The sequence below is a fragment of the Pseudomonas sp. Root329 genome (assembly GCF_001424925.1).
GTDB lineage: Bacteria > Pseudomonadota > Gammaproteobacteria > Pseudomonadales > Pseudomonadaceae > Aquipseudomonas > Aquipseudomonas arabinosi.
Genome location: NZ_LMCV01000048.1, coordinates 81,153 through 99,434, shown reverse-complemented (window position 1 = coordinate 99,434; position 18,282 = coordinate 81,153). Strand labels below are relative to the sequence as shown.

At 59.9% G+C, this 18,282-nt stretch carries 18 protein-coding genes and 1 pseudogene; 8 read left to right on the top strand and 11 right to left on the bottom strand.

Going from position 1 to position 18,282, the window contains the following annotated elements:
• Positions 1-90 precede the first annotated feature (90 nt).
• On the bottom strand, positions 91-831 hold the full coding sequence (locus ASC74_RS27175; RefSeq protein ID WP_056745624.1) for an SDR family oxidoreductase: 741 nt from the start codon (positions 829-831) through the stop codon (positions 91-93).
• A gap of 129 nt (positions 832-960) precedes the next feature.
• On the opposite strand from ASC74_RS27175, the gene ASC74_RS27170 reads away from it, so the two are divergent.
• The 4 genes from ASC74_RS27170 to mgrA all read left to right on the top strand — a co-directional run bounded on the left by ASC74_RS27170 (position 961) and on the right by mgrA (position 3,783).
• Positions 961-1,851, top strand: a complete 891-nt coding sequence (locus tag ASC74_RS27170) for a LysR family transcriptional regulator (protein WP_056745622.1) — start codon at positions 961-963, stop codon at positions 1,849-1,851.
• 130 nt (positions 1,852-1,981) lie between these two features.
• A complete protein-coding gene (locus ASC74_RS27165; protein WP_046045491.1) occupies positions 1,982-2,164 on the top strand; it encodes a type II toxin-antitoxin system HicA family toxin in 183 nt (60 codons plus the stop codon).
• Positions 2,161-2,625, top strand: coding sequence for a type II toxin-antitoxin system HicB family antitoxin (locus tag ASC74_RS27160; RefSeq protein ID WP_176471520.1), 465 nt, complete (start codon positions 2,161-2,163; stop codon positions 2,623-2,625). Before ASC74_RS27165 ends, ASC74_RS27160 begins: the two co-directional genes overlap by 4 nt.
• Before the next feature lie 120 nt (positions 2,626-2,745).
• Positions 2,746-3,783, top strand: coding sequence for an L-glyceraldehyde 3-phosphate reductase (gene mgrA / locus ASC74_RS27155; RefSeq protein ID WP_056745620.1), 1,038 nt, complete (start codon positions 2,746-2,748; stop codon positions 3,781-3,783).
• 179 nt (positions 3,784-3,962) lie between these two features.
• On the opposite strand, the gene tauD is transcribed toward mgrA, so the two are convergent.
• The 7 genes from tauD to ASC74_RS27120 all read right to left on the bottom strand — a co-directional run bounded on the left by tauD (position 3,963) and on the right by ASC74_RS27120 (position 12,261).
• A complete protein-coding gene (tauD, locus tag ASC74_RS27150) occupies positions 3,963-4,805 on the bottom strand; it encodes a taurine dioxygenase (RefSeq protein ID WP_056745618.1) in 843 nt (280 codons plus the stop codon).
• 35 nt (positions 4,806-4,840) lie between these two features.
• A complete protein-coding gene (gene tauC, locus ASC74_RS27145) occupies positions 4,841-5,674 on the bottom strand; it encodes a taurine ABC transporter permease TauC (RefSeq protein ID WP_056745615.1) in 834 nt (277 codons plus the stop codon).
• Positions 5,671-6,465 (bottom strand): taurine ABC transporter ATP-binding subunit, encoded by a 795-nt coding sequence (tauB, locus tag ASC74_RS27140; RefSeq protein WP_056745614.1) that lies wholly within the window; start codon positions 6,463-6,465, stop codon positions 5,671-5,673. The genes tauC and tauB overlap by 4 nt, the downstream gene beginning before the upstream one ends.
• Positions 6,466-6,480: 15 nt before the next feature.
• A complete protein-coding gene (gene tauA / locus ASC74_RS27135) occupies positions 6,481-7,458 on the bottom strand; it encodes a taurine ABC transporter substrate-binding protein (RefSeq protein WP_056745612.1) in 978 nt (325 codons plus the stop codon).
• A gap of 255 nt (positions 7,459-7,713) precedes the next feature.
• Entirely contained in the window at positions 7,714-9,297 is a 1,584-nt protein-coding gene (gene gshA / locus ASC74_RS27130) for a glutamate--cysteine ligase (protein ID WP_056745610.1), read from the bottom strand.
• A gap of 256 nt (positions 9,298-9,553) precedes the next feature.
• A complete protein-coding gene (locus ASC74_RS27125) occupies positions 9,554-9,937 on the bottom strand; it encodes a PaaI family thioesterase (protein ID WP_050482828.1) in 384 nt (127 codons plus the stop codon).
• Positions 9,937-12,261, bottom strand: a complete 2,325-nt coding sequence (locus ASC74_RS27120; protein WP_056745608.1) for a Tex family protein — start codon at positions 12,259-12,261, stop codon at positions 9,937-9,939. Before ASC74_RS27120 ends, ASC74_RS27125 begins: the two co-directional genes overlap by 1 nt.
• Before the next feature lie 361 nt (positions 12,262-12,622).
• Here ASC74_RS27120 and ompR point away from each other — a divergent pair, with 361 nt between their 5' ends.
• Positions 12,623-13,363, top strand: coding sequence for an osmolarity response regulator transcription factor OmpR (gene ompR / locus ASC74_RS27115; RefSeq protein ID WP_008149284.1), 741 nt, complete (start codon positions 12,623-12,625; stop codon positions 13,361-13,363).
• A gap of 115 nt (positions 13,364-13,478) precedes the next feature.
• Entirely contained in the window at positions 13,479-14,792 is a 1,314-nt protein-coding gene (locus ASC74_RS27110) for an ATP-binding protein (RefSeq protein WP_008149285.1), read from the top strand.
• 165 nt (positions 14,793-14,957) lie between these two features.
• Here ASC74_RS27110 and rimK read toward each other — a convergent pair whose 3' ends face one another.
• Both rimK and rimB read right to left on the bottom strand, forming a co-directional pair.
• Entirely contained in the window at positions 14,958-15,863 is a 906-nt protein-coding gene (gene rimK / locus ASC74_RS27105; protein ID WP_008149287.1) for a 30S ribosomal protein S6--L-glutamate ligase, read from the bottom strand.
• Complete coding sequence (gene rimB, locus ASC74_RS27100) at positions 15,860-16,339, bottom strand: retropepsin-like aspartic endopeptidase RimB (RefSeq protein ID WP_008149289.1); 480 nt, start codon at positions 16,337-16,339, stop codon at positions 15,860-15,862. Before rimB ends, rimK begins: the two co-directional genes overlap by 4 nt.
• Positions 16,340-16,555: 216 nt before the next feature.
• Here rimB and ASC74_RS27095 point away from each other — a divergent pair, with 216 nt between their 5' ends.
• Entirely contained in the window at positions 16,556-16,963 is a 408-nt protein-coding gene (locus ASC74_RS27095) for an RNA-binding S4 domain-containing protein (protein ID WP_056745605.1), read from the top strand.
• 56 nt (positions 16,964-17,019) lie between these two features.
• Here the strand turns inward: ASC74_RS27095 and ASC74_RS32305 are convergent.
• Positions 17,020-17,235 (bottom strand): annotated as a pseudogene (locus ASC74_RS32305) (phosphatase PAP2 family protein); the annotation flags it as partial.
• 104 nt (positions 17,236-17,339) lie between these two features.
• Between ASC74_RS32305 and hslO the strand changes: the two are divergent.
• Positions 17,340-18,242, top strand: a complete 903-nt coding sequence (gene hslO / locus ASC74_RS27085; RefSeq protein ID WP_056745604.1) for an Hsp33 family molecular chaperone HslO — start codon at positions 17,340-17,342, stop codon at positions 18,240-18,242.
• The last annotated feature ends 40 nt before the right edge of the window (positions 18,243-18,282 follow it).

Genomic DNA, 18,282 nt, shown 5'->3' with positions numbered 1-18,282 from the left:
CGCGAGCAGGCTCGCTCCCACCAGGTCGTCGCAATCCTGTGGGAGCGAGCCTGCTCGCGATAGGGGCGCTGCGGTGTCAAGTGAGCATAGTTAAATCAGCCCGCCGTTGACGCGCAGGATTTGCCCGTTGACCCAACCTGAATCCGGCCCGACCAGGAAAGACACAACGCGGGAAATGTCTTCTGGCTGAGCCAGACGTTCCAGCGGGGCCATCTTGGCGAAGGTCTGGATCTGCTCTTCGCTCTTGCCGTGCAGGAACAGGTCTGTAGCCACCGGACCGGGGGCCACGGCGTTGACGGTGATATTACGACCGCGCATTTCCTTGGCGAACACCTGGGTCAGGGATTCCACCGCCGCTTTGCTGGCGATGTACACCGCATAGCCCGGCAGGTTCATGCCGACGGTGCTGCTGGAGAAGTTGATGATCCGCCCGCCGGCGTTCAGGCGAGTGGCGGCTTCACGCAGGGTGTTGAACGTGCCGCGAGCGTGAATGTTGAAGGTCTGGTCGAACAGCTCATCCGTGTGTTGCGCCAACGGCAGGACTTTGAGGATACCGGCGTTGTTCACCAGCACATCGACTTTGCCCAGTTGCGTTTCGGTCTCGTCGAACATCCGGCGTACGTCGTCGGCGTTCGCGACATCCGCCTTGATCGCTATGGCCTGGTGGCCGGCCTGACGCAATTCGACCACCAGTTTTGAAGCTTCGGTGGCACTGCTGGCGTAGTTGATGGCGACGGCGAAACCTTGTTTGGCCAGTTGTTTGGCGATCACCGCGCCGATGCCGCGGGAGGCGCCGGTCACGATGGCAACTTTCGAAGTTTGAGTAGTCATGGCGGTGATTCCTTTGAAGTTAATGGCTTGGGGTGAAGCCAGATTCACATGTTTACTCAGGCGGATAAATGCACGAGAGTTGCCTTGACTGTTCAAGAATCGCCAACAATCGACCGCCAGGAGACCCGCGTGGATCAAGTCAAAGCGATGAAGGTTTTCGTGCGGATCTACGAGCGCAGCAGCTTCACGCTGGCTGCCGATGACCTGAACCTGCCGCGGGCGACGCTGACCCACACGCTGAATCAGTTCGAAGCCTGGCTCGGTACGCGTTTACTGGAGCGAAGCACCCGCAAGGTGCGGCCCACGCTGGATGGCGAGGCGTACTACCTGCGTTGCGTGCAGCTGCTGGCGGAACTGGAAGAAGCCGAACTGGCATTCCGTAGCGTCGCACCGAAGGGCCGGTTGCGCGTGGATTTGCATGGCACGCTGGCCAAGCACTTCGTTATCCCGGCATTGCCGCAGTTCATGGCGCGCTACCCGGACATCGAACTGTCCATCAGCGAGGCCGACCGCTTTGTCGACCTGATCGCTGAAGGCGTCGACTGCGTGCTGCGCGCCGGCACCTTGGGCGACTCCGCACTGATCGGCCGCCGCGTCGCCAACCTGCGCCAAATCACCTGCGCCAGCCCCGCGTACCTGCGCAAATACGGCGAACCGAAGAGCCTCGACGACCTGAAACATCATCGTGCCGTGAACTATGTCTCGCGCACGACTGCCAAGTTATTTCCCTTCGAATTCATGGTGGATGGCGAACTGAAGGAAGTGGCTATCGATGGCGCGCTTTCAGTATTCGGCGCGGAAATTTATGCGGCGTCGGCAATTGCCGGGCTGGGCCTGATCCAGTGCCCGCATTACCGAATGGAAACGCAGATTTCCCAGGGCTTGGTGCAGGAAGTCCTGATCGATACGCCGCCACCGCCGATGCCGGTTTCGGTGTTGTATCCGCACAACCGACACATGTCGCCACGGGTTCGGGTGTTTGTGGATTGGCTGGGGGAAGTGTTTGCGGGGGCACAGTAGCCGCTGGTCTATAGGGAAATCAGACCTTTGCACGATAGGCTAATATTTATCAGAGTGTGTACGGTGTGTATTGGCATGAAGCTTCGTCGCGTAGTGTACGCAGCAGGTGCTGCCCACAAGGACGAAGGTGATGCGAAGTCGGGAAATGATCAGGATGATCGAGGAGGATGGTTGGTATCTGGTGGCCGTGAAAGGCAGCCATCATCAGTACAAGCATCCGTGCAAGCCAGGCAGGGTGACGATAAAGCACCCGGACTCGGATCTTCCAAAAGGAACGATCAACAGCATATTGAAACAGGCGGGTCTGAAATGAGCCCCGACACCGGATACGAAAGCCCCGAGCGGGCCACATCACAGGAAGGACTTACCGAAATGAAATTCCCGGTCGTTCTGCACAAGGATGCCGACTCAGAATACGGAGTAATTATCCCGGACGTGCCGGGTTGCTTCTCCGCAGGCGGTACTGTGGCGCAGGCATTTGAAAACGTGAAGGAAGCGTTGTCGTTGCACTACGAAGGCTTGGTGGCCGATGGCGATCCACTGCCGCAGGTGCATGAGATCGACGCTCATCTTGATAACCCTGATTACGCGGGCGGCGTGTGGGGGGTGGTCGAATTTGATATCACGCCTTACTTCGGCAAGTCGGTGCGCTTCAATGCCACACTGCCTGAGCAGTTGCTTGAGCGTATCGATCAAACAGTCAGGCGGGATCAGCGGTACAGCTCAAGGTCTGGCTTTTTGGCTGCCGCTGCCCTGCGTGAGTTGTCGGCCTAAATGTTGTGAAACGTTTCAGCATTTTCTCGAGTCCGAGGTTTATCGGCGTTTGTCTGGGCGTATGCTGGGCAACTTGCGAAGCAGTCGATACCAACTTCAAGACAGACAAGAGAGGATTCGATGACCTACACCGCTGCCGAAAACCGCTACGACTCCATCCCTTACCGCCGCGTGGGTCGCAGCGGTCTGGTGCTGCCGGCACTGTCTCTGGGCCTGTGGCACAACTTCGGCGACAGCACGCCGATCGACACCCAGCGTTCATTGCTGCGTACCGCGTTTGATCTCGGCATCAATCATTTCGACCTGGCCAACAACTACGGCCCGCCGTATGGCAGCGCCGAGATCAATTTCGGTCGTTTATTGCGCGAAGACTTCAAGCAGTATCGCGACGAGTTGATTATCTCCAGCAAGGCCGGTTGGGACATGTGGGCCGGCCCTTATGGTCAGGGCGGCGGATCGCGCAAATACGTGCTGGCCAGTCTTGATCAGAGCCTGCAGCGCCTGGGCCTGGACTACGTGGACATCTTCTACTCCCACCGCTTCGACCCGGACACACCGCTGGAAGAAACCGCCAGCGCACTGGCCACCGCCGTGCAACAGGGCAAGGCGTTGTATATCGGCATCTCCTCCTACTCGGGTGTTAAAACCCGTGAAATGGCTGCGCTGCTGAAAGAGTGGAAAGTCCCGTTGCTGATTCACCAACCGGCTTACAACCTGCTTAATCGCTGGGTGGAAAAAGACCTGCTGGATACCACGGAGGAACTCGGTACGGGCGTGATTGCGTTCACGCCGCTGGCTCAGGGGTTGTTGACTGACAAGTACCTCAACGGTGTGCCGGCGGACGCGCGGGTCAATCGTCCGGGCGGTGGTTCGTTGCAGGCGGCGCACCTGTCCGAAGCCAACATCGCTCATGTGCGTGCGCTGAATGAGATCGCCAAGCGTCGCGGTCAGAGCCTGGCGCAGTTGGCTTTGGCGTGGACGTTACGCGATCCGCGCGTGACGTCGGCGCTGATCGGTGCGAGCCGGCCGGAGCAGATTATCGAGAACGTCGGCGCGTTGAAGAATTTGAGCTTTAGCTCGGAGGAATTGGCGGAAATTGACCGGTTTGCCCAGGAGGGTGGGGTCAATCTTTGGGAGAAGCCTTCGACGGCTGAATAAGTGTTCGGCGCCAGAACCTTTGGCGCCTGTCAGATTACCTTCGCGAGCAAGTCGGATCGCCGCACCGCCGCTCCCACATTAGATTCCAGTGGACACAGAATTTGTGAACTAAAGAGATCAAATGTGGGAGCGGGCTTGCTCGCGAAGAGGCCATCAAAGCCAATAAAGAACTTCAGGGTTCACCGGAAGAACGGTACATCCCCCAACACCGTCGCCCGCTGCATCACCCGCCGCGCGGGCCGGTAATCATCCACGGCGTAATGCTGTGTCACGCGGTTATCCCAAAACGCCACGTCGTCCTTCTGCCAACGCCAGCGAATGGTAAATTCTGGCCGTGTCGCGTGGGCAAACAGAAACTTCAGAATCACCTCGCTTTCGGTTTCCGACAGCTCATTGATCTTCGACGTGAAGCCTTCATTGACGAACAACGACCGGCGTCCGCTCACCGGATGAGTGCGAATCACCGGGTGTGACAGCGGTGGGTTTTTCCTGCGCGCTTCTTCCCACTGAGCCAATGCTTCGGGTGTGTTGCCGTAGCGCTCCAGCGGGAACGAACGAGTGAAATCGTGGGTGGCGGTCAGCCCTTCAAGCAAGGACTTCATCGGCGCGGACAGCGCTTCATACGCCGCGATACCGCTGGCCCACAGCGTGTCGCCACCAAACTCCGGCAACAACTTGGCGCTGAGCACCGCGCCCAGGGCCGGGGTCGGCAGGAAGGTTACGTCGGTGTGCCAAATCGCGTTGTCGCGCACGTCGGTGACGGCGGTGTCGAGGATCAGTACTTCGGGTTGTTCGGGCACATTCGGGTAGATCGGGTGAATGTGCAGGTCGCCGAAATTGGCGGCGAAACGTGCCTGCTGCTGCGGTGTGATCGGCTGATCGCGGAAGAACAATACTTGATGCTTGAGCAGTGCCTGCTCGATGGCATCGCGCTGTTCCAGATTCAGCGGCTGGCTGATGTCGACGCCGATGATGTGCGCGCCGAGGGCGTAGCTTAAGGGGACGATGGTCAGGTTGCTCATGGTCTTTCTCTTCAATCCGGGGCGCCGAGGGTTATTCAGTGAGCCAGGCCATGCCACGGCACCAGTTTGCGTTGCAAGGCGCGCAAGCCCATTTCCATGGCGAAGGCGATCAGCGCGATCACCAGAATCCCCAACACCACCACATCGGTGACCAGGAATTGCGCGGCCGACTGCACCATGAACCCCAAACCACTGGTGGCGGCGATCAATTCGGCGGCAACCAGCGTCGACCAACCCACACCCAGGCCAATCCGCACACCGGTCAAAATGTCCGGCAGCGCACTCGGCAGAATCACATGGCGAATCAACTGCGCCCGGGTCGCGCCCAACGACTGCGCCGCGCGCAATTTGGCCGGGTCAACCGTGCGCACGCCGGTCGCGGTAGCGATGGCGATCGGGGCGAAGATCGCCAGGTAGATCAGCAAGACTTTCGACAGCTCACCGATGCCGCACCAGATCACGATCAGCGGCAGATAAGCCAGCGGTGGGATAGGGCGGTAGAACTCGATCAGCGGATCGAGAATGCCGCGAGCAATATGGTTGTGGCCGATGGCAATGCCGACCGGCACGGCGGTCAGCACGGCGAAGCCAAGGCCCAGACCGATTCGGCTGAGACTCGCGCCCAGGTGCTGCCACAACGTTGAATCCATGTAGCCGGTGGTCACCAGCAGCCAGCCTTTTTGCAGCACCGCGGAGGGTGGCGGCAGGAACAGCGGTTCGATCATTCCTGTGGCGGTGACGGCCCACCAGATAACCACGAGTGCGACGAGTGTCAGCAGACTGATCCAGCGAGTACTGAGGCTGCGATGTACAGGAATCACCGTCGAGTGCGGTTTGACCGTGACGGCCGGAATCTCATAGCTGCTCATACGGTCTCCTGCCGCTGGGCGGCGCTGCGTTGGGAGAACACTTTGGCGAGCACGTGTTCGCGGGTTTCGATAAAGCGCGGGTCGGACTTGATCGATCGAGCGGACTCCCCGGCGGCGTAACGCTGACCGAAATCCAGGCTCAGGCGTTCGACGATTTGCCCAGGGTTTGGCGCCAGCAGAATCAGGTCCGTGGCGAGAAACACCGCTTCTTCGATGTCGTGGGTAATCAGAAATACCGGTTTGGCGGTGCGCTGCCAGACTTGCAGCAGCAACTCCTGCATCTGTTCGCGGGTGAAGGCGTCGAGGGCGCCGAAGGGTTCGTCCATCAGCAAAACGCGCGGATCCGCAGCAAGGGCGCGGGCCAGACCGACTCGTTGCTTCTGGCCGCCCGAGAGTTGCCAGATTCGGCGGTTTTCGAAACCGGAAAGGTCCACCAAGGCGAGCATTTCCCGAGCGCGCAGTTCACGTTTTTCCCGCGCAATGCCGGCCAGTTCCAGGCCGAAACCGACGTTGGCCAGCACGTCCTGCCAGGGCAGCAAGGCATCGTCCTGGAACACCACGCCGCGCTCGGCGCTCGGGCCTTTGACCGGCACGCCATCAAGGGTGATGCGCCCGGCGCTGGGCTCGACGAAACCGGCAATCAGGTTCAACAGCGAGGTCTTGCCACTGCCGGACGGACCGAGGGCGACCAGCAATTGCTGGGGCCCCAGGCTCAGGGAAATATCCGCCAGTACCGGTTCGGCGGCGCCGGGGTACTGTGCGCTGATGCGCTCCAGCTGAAGCAAAGCCATCGCGGTTAACTCCGATCAGTTGGTGATGTATTTGGCGCTGACGTAGGGGGCGTAGTCCGGCAGCACGGCTTCAACCTTGCCTTGTTCTTTCAGGAACGTGGCGGTGTCGGTGATGGCCTTGGTGGTCGGTGCGCCGAGGGTGATCACCTGATCAGCCGCCAGCGGGAAGACGTTGCCTTGCAGCAGCAATGGAATGTCGCTGGCCTTGGCGCCGGAGAGTTTCACCAGCTTGTCGACATTGGATTGGTTGGCGAGCCAGGCTTTTGGGTCTTTGCGGTAATCGGCGTAGGCATCGAGGGTCACTTTGGCGAACGCGGTGACGATTTCCGGGTGCTTCTCGGCGAAGTCTTTACGCACGATCCACGCATCAAAGGTCGGTGCGCCGAACTTGGCCAGTTCACCGGAGGTGATCAGCACTTTGCCGTTTTCCTTGGCGACACCGAGGGCTGGGTCCCACACGTAAGTGGCGTCGATATCACCGCGTTTCCACGCGGCAACGATGGCTGGCGGGGCAAGGTTGAGGACAGTGACTTTCGACGGGTCGATGTTCCAGTGCTTCAGCGCGGCCAGCAGGCTGTAGTGGCCAGTGGAAACGAACGGCACGGCGATTTTCTTGCCGATCAGGTCTTGTGGGGTTTTGATCCCGGAACCGTCGCGAGCCACCAGGGCTTCAGCAGCGCCGATCTGCGTGGCGATGAGGAACGTTTCTACCGGGACTTTGCGAGTGATTGCCGCCGTCAGAGGGCTGGAACCGAGGTAACCGATCTGCACGTCGCCGGAAGCGATGGCGGCGATGATGTCGGCGCCGTTGTCGAATTTGCGCCAGTCGATCTTGGCGTTGGTGGCTTTTTCGTACGCGCCGTCGGCCTGGGCGACTTTTGCCGGGTCTACGGTGGTCTGGTAGGCGACGGTGACATCAGCCGCCTGGGCAAAGAAACTCACCGCAGCCAGAGACGCGGCCGCCAGCAGGCGAAGGGGGAAAGTCAGTTTCATTGAGAAGCTCCTTGTCAGGCGACCGAGAGTCGGCGTGAAAAGGAGACTAAATGATATAAGAATCCGAAAATAAATAACTTTTTCGAATGAGCTTATGAGCGGAAAATTCTAAAGGATCAAAAGATCGCAGCCTTCGGCAGCTCCTACAAAGGTAGCGTGCGAATTCGAAATTGCGTGATACGGGCAAAAAAAATCGCAACCCTGGCACCGTCCCGTAGGAGCTGCCGAAGGCTGCGATCTTTTAACAGGCGCCGCTTAGTTGCTGATGGCCAAAATGCTCGCCTGATACGACCCGACAAACACATCGAAATCGCCGACTTCGTTCTGCTCCAGCTCGACCTGCTCGGCCAGCGACGAACGCGCCCGGTCTTCAAATTTCGCCTGGTCTTCGCTTGAAAGCGGCTCGCTGCGGAAAAACTCCGCATGTGCCTGGCTCTGACGCAGGGAGAACTGAGCAAAGCTCTCCTTGTGCTCAGCCATCGCCGCCAGCACCTGGGCCGATGGCGTCAGCGATGGATCCTTGACCTTGGCCAGCTGCGCATCCAATGCCTTGCTATGCGCATCGCCGCCATGACTCTGATCCAGCATCGCCGCCAGCGGTGCAATCTTCTCCAGCAACTCGCTGGCCCACTCTTTCAGGTCCACCGGATGACCGTCGCGTTGCAGTTGCAGGCCCGGACGACGACCTTCCTTGACCACGCTGAGGAAGTTCGAGGTCGCGTTGCCGCACGAGGTATTGGTCAGCAGCGGGCTGTCGTTCAGCGCGCAATACAACAGGAATGCGTCGAGGAACCGCGACTCCGGCAGGTCGATGCCCATCGGCAGGAACGGGTTGATGTCCAGACAACGCACTTCAACGTACTGAATGCCACGGGCCACCAGCGCCTGAATCGGCCGTTCGCCGGTGTAGGTCACGCGTTTCGGGCGGATGTTGGAGTAGTACTCGTTTTCGATCTGCAGGATGTTGGTGTTGAGCTGAACCCACTCACCGTCCTGATGCGTGCCGATTTCGACGTACGGCGCGTAAGGCGTGGCGACCGCTTTGCGCAGGCTGTCGGTGTAGCTGGCCAGATCGTTGTAGCACGGCGTCAGGCCAGCCTGGGCGTTGCTCTGGTAACCCAGGTCACTCATGCGCAGGCTGGTGGCGTACGGCAGATACAAAGTGTCCGGGTCCAGTTGTTCCAACTGGTGCGAACGACCGCGCAGGAAACCGGCGTCCAGCGCTGGCGAAGCACCGAACAGGTACATCAGCAGCCAGCTGTAGCGACGGAAGTTGCGGATCAGCGCGATATAGGCCGACGACTGATAGTCGCGGTCGGTGCCGACAAAGCCTTCAGCCTCTTTAAGCAGCGGCCAGAGCTTTTCCGGCAGGGAAAAGTTGTAGTGAATCCCGGCGATGCACTGCATGGTCTTGCCATAGCGCAGGGCCAGGCCCTTGCGGTAGACGTACTTGAGCTGACCGATGTTGGAGGAGCCGTAATAGGCGATCGGAATGTCTTCCTCGGCCGGCAACGGGCACGGCATCGATGGACTCCACAGGTACTCGTTGCCGAGCTTGCTGTAGGCAAAACGGTGGATCTTGTCCAGGCTCGCCAGCGTATCCGCCGGATCGGGCAGAGCGGGCGTGATGAACTCCAGCAGCGACTCGGAATAGTCGGTGGTGATTTGTTCGTTGGTCAGCGCGGAACCCAATTCTTCCGGGTGCGGCGTTTGCGCCAGGCGACCTTCGCCGGTCACGCGCAGGCATTCACGTTCGATGCCGTGAAGGCACTGTTCGAGCAGAGAGAGGTTAGCGCGCTCGCCGAGCAGAGCCAGGCGGCGGTTGAGAAGTTCGCTCAAGTTGGATTCCTTCACGCGTCAGTCGCCCCAATATGGGGGTGGGCAAGACGGTCTACAAGGGTGAAGTTGAAACTGGCGTTGTCGCCTGGTTTTGGATCGCCACAATCCCTGTGGGAGCGGGCTTGCTCGCGAAGGCGGTGTGTCAGTCAGCACTTAAGTCGACTGGCACACCGCCTTCGCGAGCAAGCCCGCTCCCACAGGAAACTCCGACGCTGCGGTCATAGCGCCGAAATTAACTCAAATTGATGATCACTAGCTACAGGACAGCGAACGTGCCTTGTGCTTTTGCGACGAGTTTGTCGCCTTGCATCACGTCGGCTTCGACCACCAGCGTGCGGCGGCCCGGGTGGATCACCCGCGCCGTGCACATCACTTCACCGTCTGCGACGGCGCGAATGTAATTGATCTTGCATTCGATGGTCGCGCTCTGCTGGTCAAAACCATGGGTGCTGGAACAGGCCAGCCCCATGGCAATGTCCACCAGACTGAACAAGGCCCCGCCGTGCAGCTTGCCGCCCCGATTGCGCAGTTCTGGTGCAAGCCCGAGGGCGACTTGCGCCACCCCGGCCTCCAGACTGTGCAAGCGACACCCCAGCAACTTGAAAAAAGCGCTTTCGGTCAGCCCGGCCGGGATGTCCATCAGCGTTTCTTCAACTGCTTGGCGTTGGCGAACAGCGAAGCCATGGCGTTGTTGGCCGGAGCCGCCGCCGTGGTTTCTTTACGCGGCGCGGTGTTCTGGGACTGGCGTGGTGCCGAACCCGGACGTGCACCACGGGCACCGTCGATTTTCTCGCCCGGGGTGTCGCTCATGCGCATCGACAGGCCCACGCGTTTGCGCGGGATGTCGACTTCCATGACCTTCACTTTCACCACGTCACCGGCCTTCACCGCTTCACGCGGATCCTTGATGAACTTCTCCGAAAGCGCAGAGATGTGCACCAAACCGTCCTGATGCACGCCGATATCGACGAACGCACCGAAGTTGGTCACGTTGGTTACCACGCCTTCGAGGATCATGCCCAGCTGCAGGTCCTTGAGGTCTTCGACGCCTTCCTGGAACTCGGCGGTCTTGAATTCGGGACGTGGATCGCGGCCAGGTTTTTCCAGCTCTTGCAGGATGTCGGTGACCGTTGGCAGACCGAAGGTTTCGTCGGTGTACTTTTTCGGATCAAGACGCTTGAGGAAGCTGGCGTCGCCGATCAGCGAGCGAATGTCGCGGTCGGTCTCAGCGGCGATGCGCTGGACCAGCGGATAGGCTTCCGGGTGAACCGCAGACGAATCCAGCGGGTTGTCGCCGTTCATGACGCGCAGGAAGCCAGCGGCCTGTTCGAAGGTTTTCTCGCCCAGACGAGCGACTTTCTTCAACGCCGCACGGGTTTTGAACGCGCCGTGCTCGTCGCGGTGGCTGACGATGTTTTGCGCCAGGGTCGCGTTGAGGCCGGAGATGCGGGCCAGCAGCGCCACGGAGGCGGTGTTCACGTCCACGCCCACGGCGTTCACGCAGTCTTCGACCACAGCGTCCAGGCCGCGTGCCAGCTTCAGCTGCGACACGTCGTGCTGGTACTGGCCGACGCCGATGGATTTCGGGTCGATTTTCACCAGCTCGGCCAGTGGATCCTGCAGGCGACGGGCAATCGACACCGCGCCACGGATCGACACGTCGAGGTCCGGGAATTCCTTGGAAGCCAGTTCCGACGCCGAGTAAACCGATGCGCCGGCCTCGGAGACCATGACTTTGGTCATCTTCATGGCTGGGTATTTTTTGATCAGTTCAGCGGCCAGCTTGTCGGTTTCGCGGCTGGCGGTGCCGTTACCGATGGCGATCAGGTCCACTGCATGCTTGGCGCACAGGGCAGCCAGAATCGCGATGGTCTGGTCCCATTTGTTGTGCGGCACGTGCGGGTAAACCGTGGCGTGATCCAGCAGCTTGCCGGTGGAATCGACCACGGCCACCTTGCAACCGGTGCGCAGGCCCGGATCGAGGCCCAATGTGGCACGCGGGCCAGCCGGCGCCGACAGCAGCAAGTCGTGCAGGTTGTGAGCGAACACGTTGATCGCTTCGGTTTCCGCGCCATCGCGCAGTTCGCCCAGCAGGTCGGTTTCGAGGTGGGTGTAGAGCTTGACCTTCCAGGTCCAGCGCACCACTTCGCCCAGCCATTTGTCGGCGGCGCGGTTCTGGTTCTGGATGCCGAATTGCTGGCCGATCATGCCTTCGCACGGGTGCATGGCGCCCGGCAGTTCGTCGCCGACTTTCAGCGCCGAACTCAGAATGCCTTCGTTGCGGCCCCGGAAAATCGCCAGCGCGCGGTGCGACGGCATGCTTTTCAGCGGTTCGTCGTGTTCGAAGTAGTCGCGGAACTTGGAGCCTTCCTCTTCCTTGCCGGCGATCACGCGGGCACTCAGCGTCGCTTCCTGCTTGAGGTAGCTGCGCAGCTTGTCCAGCAGGCCGGCGTCTTCGGCGAAGCGTTCCATCAGGATGTACTTGGCGCCTTCGAGGGCCGCCTTCACATCGGCGACGCCTTTTTCGGCATCGATGAAGCGCGCGGCTTCAGCGTCTGGCGTCAGGGTCGGGTCGTTGAACAGGCCGTCGGCCAGCTCGCCGAGGCCGGCTTCCAGGGCGATTTGGCCCTTGGTGCGGCGCTTCTGCTTGTACGGCAGGTACAAGTCTTCGAGGCGGGTTTTGGTGTCGGCGAGCTTAATGTCGCGTTCAAGTTGCGGGGTCAGCTTGCCTTGCTCCTGGATGCTGGCAAGGATGCTGATACGCCGTTCGTCGAGTTCTCGCAGGTAGCGCAGACGCTCTTCCAGATGACGCAACTGGATGTCATCGAGGCTGCCGGTCACTTCTTTCCGGTAGCGGGCGATGAAGGGCACCGTGGAGCCTTCATCGAGTAGCGCGACGGCCGCTTCGACCTGTTGTGGGCGGACGCCGAGTTCCTCGGCGATGCGGCTGTTGATGCTGTCCATAAAACCACCTGACAAATTGTGAAAGCAGGCTCGCAGGCGCAGAGATAAGGGCTCGGCGAGTCTGGTTGAGCGGCCTGGCCTGCGCCGCTACCTGGATCAACAGGTATCCCGTTGACCCGTGAAATCGAACAATTACTGCCGGCGCCATGAAAATAAAAAACGGCCACCTACAGTAATGATCAGACGTTGCCTGACACAAAAGGCCGGGCATTATAACCAGCGTTCTGTCATTCGGGGGCATCGCAGGCTGTAGGCATAAAGCCCGGATTTCTGGCGATCAAGGAAAAATCTGCTAACAATGCACACGGTGCGTATAACGGCAGCTACGCCATAATGCGCGCCGAGATCAAAGGAGCATCTAATGAGCAGCACTGCAAACATTGCTGAAGGCGAAAAAATTCTTATTGTTGACGACGATCCAGGGCTGAGCAGCCTGCTGGAACGGTTTTTCGTCAGCAAGGGCTACCGCGCCCGCGCCGTACCGAACACGGAACAAATGGATCGCCTGCTGGCGCGTGAAGTGTTCAACCTGGTCGTCCTCGACCTGATGCTGCCCGGCGAAGATGGCTTGACCGCTTGCCGCCGCCTGCGCACCGCGAACAACCAGATCCCAATCATCATGCTGACCGCCAAGGGCGATGAGCTGAGCCGCATCAAGGGCCTCGAACTGGGCGCCGACGATTACCTGGCCAAGCCGTTCAACCCGGACGAGCTGATGGCGCGTGTCAAAGCGGTCCTGCGTCGTCAGTCGGCTCCAGTGCCGGGCGCTCCGGGCAGCGAAGACGAAAGTGTGACCTTCGGTGACTACGAACTGTCCCTGGCCACCCGCGAGCTCAAACGCGGTGATGAAGTGCACATGCTCACCACCGGTGAGTTTGCGGTGCTCAAGGCGTTGGTCATGAACGCCCGTCAGCCGCTGACTCGCGACAAACTGATGAACCTGGCCCGTGGCCGCGAGTGGGATGCCCTGGAGCGTTCCATCGACGTGCAGATTTCCCGTCTGCGCCGGATGATCGAGCCCGATCCGTCCAAGCCGCGTTACATCCAGACAGTCTGGGGCGTGGGTTACGTGTTCGTTCCGGATGGCGCCGCCACCAAGTGATCGGTGATTTGTAGGAGCGGGTCTTGCGGGCAACGGGTCAGATGACCTTGCTCGCAGACTCGCGATCCGCAATATGCGAGCATCGCTCGCTCCTGCAAGTGTGTAGCGGTTATCCATGAAAACCCCCGTTTGGTTCCCCCAGAGCTTCTTCTCCCGCACCCTTTGGCTGGTGCTGATCGTCGTGCTGTTCTCCAAGGCGCTGACCCTGGTCTATCTGTTGATGAACGAAGACGTGCTGGTGGACCGCCAATACAGCCACGGCGTCGCCCTGACGCTGCGCGCTTATTGGGCGGCCGATGAAGAAAACCGCACGAAGATTGCCGATGCCGCGACCCTTATCCGGGTAGTGGGCGCTGGCGTGCCGGAAGGTGAGCAACACTGGCCTTACAGCGAGATCTATCAGCGGCAGATGCAGGCGGAGCTGGGTGCCGACACCGAAGTCCGATTGCGTATGCACTCGCCGCCGGCCCTGTGGGTGCGGGCGCCAAGCCTGGGTGATGGCTGGCTGAAAGTGCCGCTTTACCCGCATCCGTTGCGTGGCCAGAAAATCTGGAACGTGCTTGGCTGGTTCCTCGCTATCGGTCTGCTGTCCACCGCTTCAGCGTGGATCTTCGTCAGCCAGCTCAATCAACCATTGAAACGTCTGGTCTATGCCGCGAGGCAACTCGGGCAGGGCCGCAGTGTGCGCCTGCCGATCAGCGACACGCCGAGTGAAATGACCGAGGTTTACCGCGCCTTCAACCAGATGGCGGAAGACGTCGAACAGGCGGGACGTGAGCGCGAGTTGATGCTGGCCGGGGTGTCCCACGACCTGCGCACACCGTTGACCCGTTTGCGGTTGTCTTTGGAACTGATGGGCGACCACAGCGACCTGACCGACGACATGGTCCGCGATATCGAAGACATGGACGCGATTCTCGACCAGTTCCTGGCGTTCATACGCGATGGTCGTGACGAGTCGGTGGAAGAGGTGGACCTGAGCGATCTGGTGCGCGAAGTCGCGGCGCCATACAACCAGAATGAAGAGAAAGTGCGCCTGCGCCTGGAGCCGATTCAGCCGTTTCCATTGCGTCGGGTGTCGATGAAGCGTCTGCTGAACAACCTGATTGGCAACGCGCTGCATCACGCTGGCAGTGGGGTTGAGGTGGCGGCTTATGTATCCGGGGATACCAGCGCGCCGTATGTGGTGCTGAGTGTCATGGACCGTGGGGCGGGGATTGATCCGTCGGAGCTGGAGGCTATTTTCAACCCGTTTACTCGGGGTGACCGAGCTCGGGGCGGGAAGGGGACCGGGTTGGGCTTGGCGATCGTGAAGCGGATTGCTTCGATGCATGGCGGGAATGTTGAGCTGCGTAACCGGTCCGGTGGTGGATTGGAAGCGCGGGTGCGGTTGCCGTTGGGACTGATGTTGCCGCGGGATGCGGTTTAAGAGATCAGCATTGTCGTTGGGGCTCAAGGCCTCTTCGCGAGCAAGCCCGCTCCCACAGTAGATCGTGTCAGACACTGATATTGTGTTCGCCGCAGATCAAATGTGGGAGCGGGCTTGCTCGCGAAGGCGGCCTGCCCGTCACCACAAAAGGCGGCTTTTGTACCCTTAACCCTTGCCTTTGGTGCGCGTCATATTCGGCCCACCATTCTTCTCAAGGTGCTCGATGATGATCCCCGCCACGTTCTTGCTGGTGGTGGTTTCAATCCCTTCAAGCCCAGGCGACGAATTCACTTCCATCACTAGCGGCCCGTGATTGGAGCGCAGGATATCTACACCAGCCACCGCCAACCCCATGACCTTCGCCGCGCGCAACGCCGTCATGCGTTCTTCCGGTGTGATCTTGATCAGGCTGGCGCTACCGCCGCGATGCAGGTTGGAGCGAAACTCCCCCGGCTTCGCTTGGCGTTTCATCGCCGCGATCACCTTGTCGCCCACCACGAAGCAGCGAATGTCCGCGCCGCCGGCTTCCTTGATGTACTCCTGAACCATGATGTTCTGCTTCAGGCCCATGAACGCCTCGATCACCGACTCCGCCGCCGTCGCCGTTTCACACAGCACCACGCCGATGCCCTGAGTGCCTTCCAGCACCTTGATCACCAGCGGCGCACCGTTGACCATCTCGATCAAGTCGGGAATGTCATCCGGGGAGTGCGCAAAACCGGTGACCGGCAAACCGATTCCTCGGCGCGACAGCAATTGCAACGAGCGTAGTTTGTCCCTCGAGCGGGCGATGGCCACCGATTCATTGAGTGGAAAAACGCCCATCATTTCGAACTGACGCAACACCGCGCAGCCATAAAACGTCACCGACGCACCAATCCGCGGGATCACCGCATCGAAACCCTCCAGCGGCTTGCCGCGGTAGTGGATCTGCGGCTTGTGGCTGGCGATGTTCATGTAGGCGCGCAGGGTGTCGATCACCACCATTTCATGGCCACGCTCGGTACCGGCTTCGACCAGACGACGAGTGGAATACAGACGCGGGTTCCGCGACAGCACAGCGATCTTCATGCAACACCTGTGGAGGAGGTAGATACCGGGAACACCGGCTTGTCTTGTACGTACTTAATGCCCGGATTGACCACCAACTGGCCGTCGATCAAGGCTTTGGAACCGAGTAACAGGCGATAACGCATGGACTTGCGGCAGGCGAGGGTGAACTCGACCCGCCAGACCCGATCACCGAGGGCCAGGGTGGTGCTGACCACGTAACGCATCTGCGCGTGGCCGTTGGAGCTTTTAATGGTTTTCATCGTCACCAGCGGAGCTTCGCAGCGCCGGTGACGCAGTTGCACAACCGTGCCCAAGTGAGCAGTAAAGCGCACCCACTGTTCCCCGTCGCGCTCGAACGGTTCGATATCGGTGGCATGCAGGCTGGAGGTGCTGGCGCCGGTGTCGATTTTTGCGCGCAGGCCCGCGACTCCCAAATCCGGAAGCGCCACCCACTCGCGCAGACCGACAACGGTCAAATGGTCAAATGTCTTCAAAGGTGCTCAACCGGTAGAAACCGCTCAGGCCGCACGCGGCCGAATTCGCGGTATTCACGCAGAATAATGGGTAAAAGGCGACAGATATCTACGGCCCGGATTTCCAGCCCTCAAGGGAGGCACTGGAACGTGTGCATTGTAATCCGAGCCGGGGTAATTCATGGCACGACAGAAACGGTAGTACAGTTCAGCAATATTTCAGAATGAGGAAATTCCATGGCACAAAAAAGCGAAGAGGACGACAAAGTCCGTCTCGATAAATGGTTGTGGGCCGCGCGTTTTTATAAAACACGTGCCTTGGCCAAGGCGGCTATTGAAAGCGGCAAGGTGCATTGTCGGGGCGAGCGCTGCAAACCGGGCAAGGAGCCGAGGATCGGCGACGAGTTTCAGATTCGCGCAGGGTTCGAGGAGCGCACGGTGGTGGTTCAGGCGCTGTCGATTGTACGCCGTGGCGCACCAGAGGCTCAGGCGCTTTACGCCGAGACCGACGCCAGCATCGCCAAGCGCGAAGCGGCTGCGGCCATGCGAAAGGCCGGTGCGTTGGGCGTGAGCACTGATGGCAAGCCGAGCAAGAAGCAGCGTCGGGATTTGTTCAAGTTTCGTGGAAGCAGTAGCGACGATTAAGTCAGTTACTTCTGTGTTGCCTGTGAAGCAGCCTTCGTCGGATCGCCGCCCGTAGCAAAGGGACGCAGACTTGCAATTGCCCAAACGTGTAGCCATATCGGGTTAATCGCGAGCAGCGCGTTGGATGGGTGAAAGTGCCACTCGTCGAAAATCACGCACAGCCTCTGACCCGTAGGCCATAACCAGAAGGCCAGCAGCGCCAGAGGTAAGAAATTGCATAAAGCCAACCGGCGGAGGTTCCACCTTGCTTGGAACAAACCCGGATTGTTCATAAAATGCCGCTCACGGCTGAACATTGCGCACCCAAAGGGTGCCGCAGAGGCGCAATTCCTCACTGTTTGAAATCATTTTGTCATTACTTCAGATACCCAGACCTATGACCGATCTACCGGATACCGACTACACCCAACGCTTCATCTTCGATGACAGCGACACCCGCGGCGAGCTGGTTGCGTTGGAGCGTAGCTACGCCGAAGTCCTCGCTAAACACCCGTACCCGGAGCCGGTCGCGCAACTGCTCGGCGAGCTGATGGCGGCGGCGTCGTTGTTGGTCGGCACCTTGAAGTTCGATGGCTTGCTGATTCTCCAGGCCCGTTCCGAAGGCCCGATCCCGCTGCTGATGATCGAGTGCTCCAGCGAGCGCGAAATCCGTGGCCTGGCCCGATACGAAGCCGACCAGATCGCGCCGGATGCGACCCTCGCCGACCTGATGCCCAATGGCGTATTGGCGCTGACCGTCGACCCGACTCACGGCCAGCGTTACCAGGGCATCGTCGACCTCGATGGCGAAACCCTGTCGGAGTGCTTCACTAATTACTTCGTGATGTCCCAACAAGTCGGCACGCGTTTCTGGTTGTACGCCGATGGCCGTCGCGCCCGTGGCCTGTTGCTGCAGCAACTGCCTGCTGATCGATTGAAAGACGAAGAAGAACGCGCCGCCAGCTGGCAGCACATCACCGCGCTGGGCAGCACCCTGACCGCCGATGAATTGCTGAGCCTGGACAACGAAACCATCCTCCATCGTCTCTACCACGAAGAGCAGGTTCGTCTGTTCGATGTGCAGAAACTGCGCTTCCGTTGCAGCTGCTCGCGCGAACGTTCTGCCAATGCGCTGGTCAGTTTGGGTCTGGAAGATGCTCAGTCGCTCGTGATCGAACACGGCGGCAACATTGAGATTGATTGCCAGTTTTGCAACGAACGCTACCTGTTCGACGCTGCCGATATCGCTCAATTGTTCGCTGGAGCGGGTGTCGATACGCCGTCAGATACCCGTCACTAAAACGGTTCAGCGCAGGTAAATTCACTGGTTTGTGCCGGAA

Bases quoted from the DNA above. Each gene is read 5' to 3' on its own strand.
- ompR (WP_008149284.1), top strand. From the start codon at position 12,623: ATGAGCAGCACTGCAAACATTGCTGAAGGCGAAAAAATTCTTATTGTT.
- tauA (WP_056745612.1), bottom strand. From the start codon at position 7,458: ATGAAACTGACTTTCCCCCTTCGCCTGCTGGCGGCCGCGTCTCTGGCT.
- hslO (WP_056745604.1), top strand. From the start codon at position 17,340: ATGACCGATCTACCGGATACCGACTACACCCAACGCTTCATCTTCGAT.
- ASC74_RS27160 (WP_176471520.1), top strand. From the start codon at position 2,161: ATGAGCCCCGACACCGGATACGAAAGCCCCGAGCGGGCCACATCACAG.
- ASC74_RS27165 (WP_046045491.1), top strand. From the start codon at position 1,982: ATGCGAAGTCGGGAAATGATCAGGATGATCGAGGAGGATGGTTGGTAT.
- ASC74_RS27120 (WP_056745608.1), bottom strand. From the start codon at position 12,261: ATGGACAGCATCAACAGCCGCATCGCCGAGGAACTCGGCGTCCGCCCA.
- ASC74_RS27125 (WP_050482828.1), bottom strand. From the start codon at position 9,937: ATGGACATCCCGGCCGGGCTGACCGAAAGCGCTTTTTTCAAGTTGCTG.
- ASC74_RS27110 (WP_008149285.1), top strand. From the start codon at position 13,479: ATGAAAACCCCCGTTTGGTTCCCCCAGAGCTTCTTCTCCCGCACCCTT.
- ASC74_RS27175 (WP_056745624.1), bottom strand. From the start codon at position 831: ATGACTACTCAAACTTCGAAAGTTGCCATCGTGACCGGCGCCTCCCGC.
- tauB (WP_056745614.1), bottom strand. From the start codon at position 6,465: ATGGCTTTGCTTCAGCTGGAGCGCATCAGCGCACAGTACCCCGGCGCC.
- rimK (WP_008149287.1), bottom strand. From the start codon at position 15,863: ATGAAGATCGCTGTGCTGTCGCGGAACCCGCGTCTGTATTCCACTCGT.
- tauC (WP_056745615.1), bottom strand. From the start codon at position 5,674: ATGAGCAGCTATGAGATTCCGGCCGTCACGGTCAAACCGCACTCGACG.
- tauD (WP_056745618.1), bottom strand. From the start codon at position 4,805: ATGAGCAACCTGACCATCGTCCCCTTAAGCTACGCCCTCGGCGCGCAC.
- ASC74_RS27095 (WP_056745605.1), top strand. From the start codon at position 16,556: ATGGCACAAAAAAGCGAAGAGGACGACAAAGTCCGTCTCGATAAATGG.
- mgrA (WP_056745620.1), top strand. From the start codon at position 2,746: ATGACCTACACCGCTGCCGAAAACCGCTACGACTCCATCCCTTACCGC.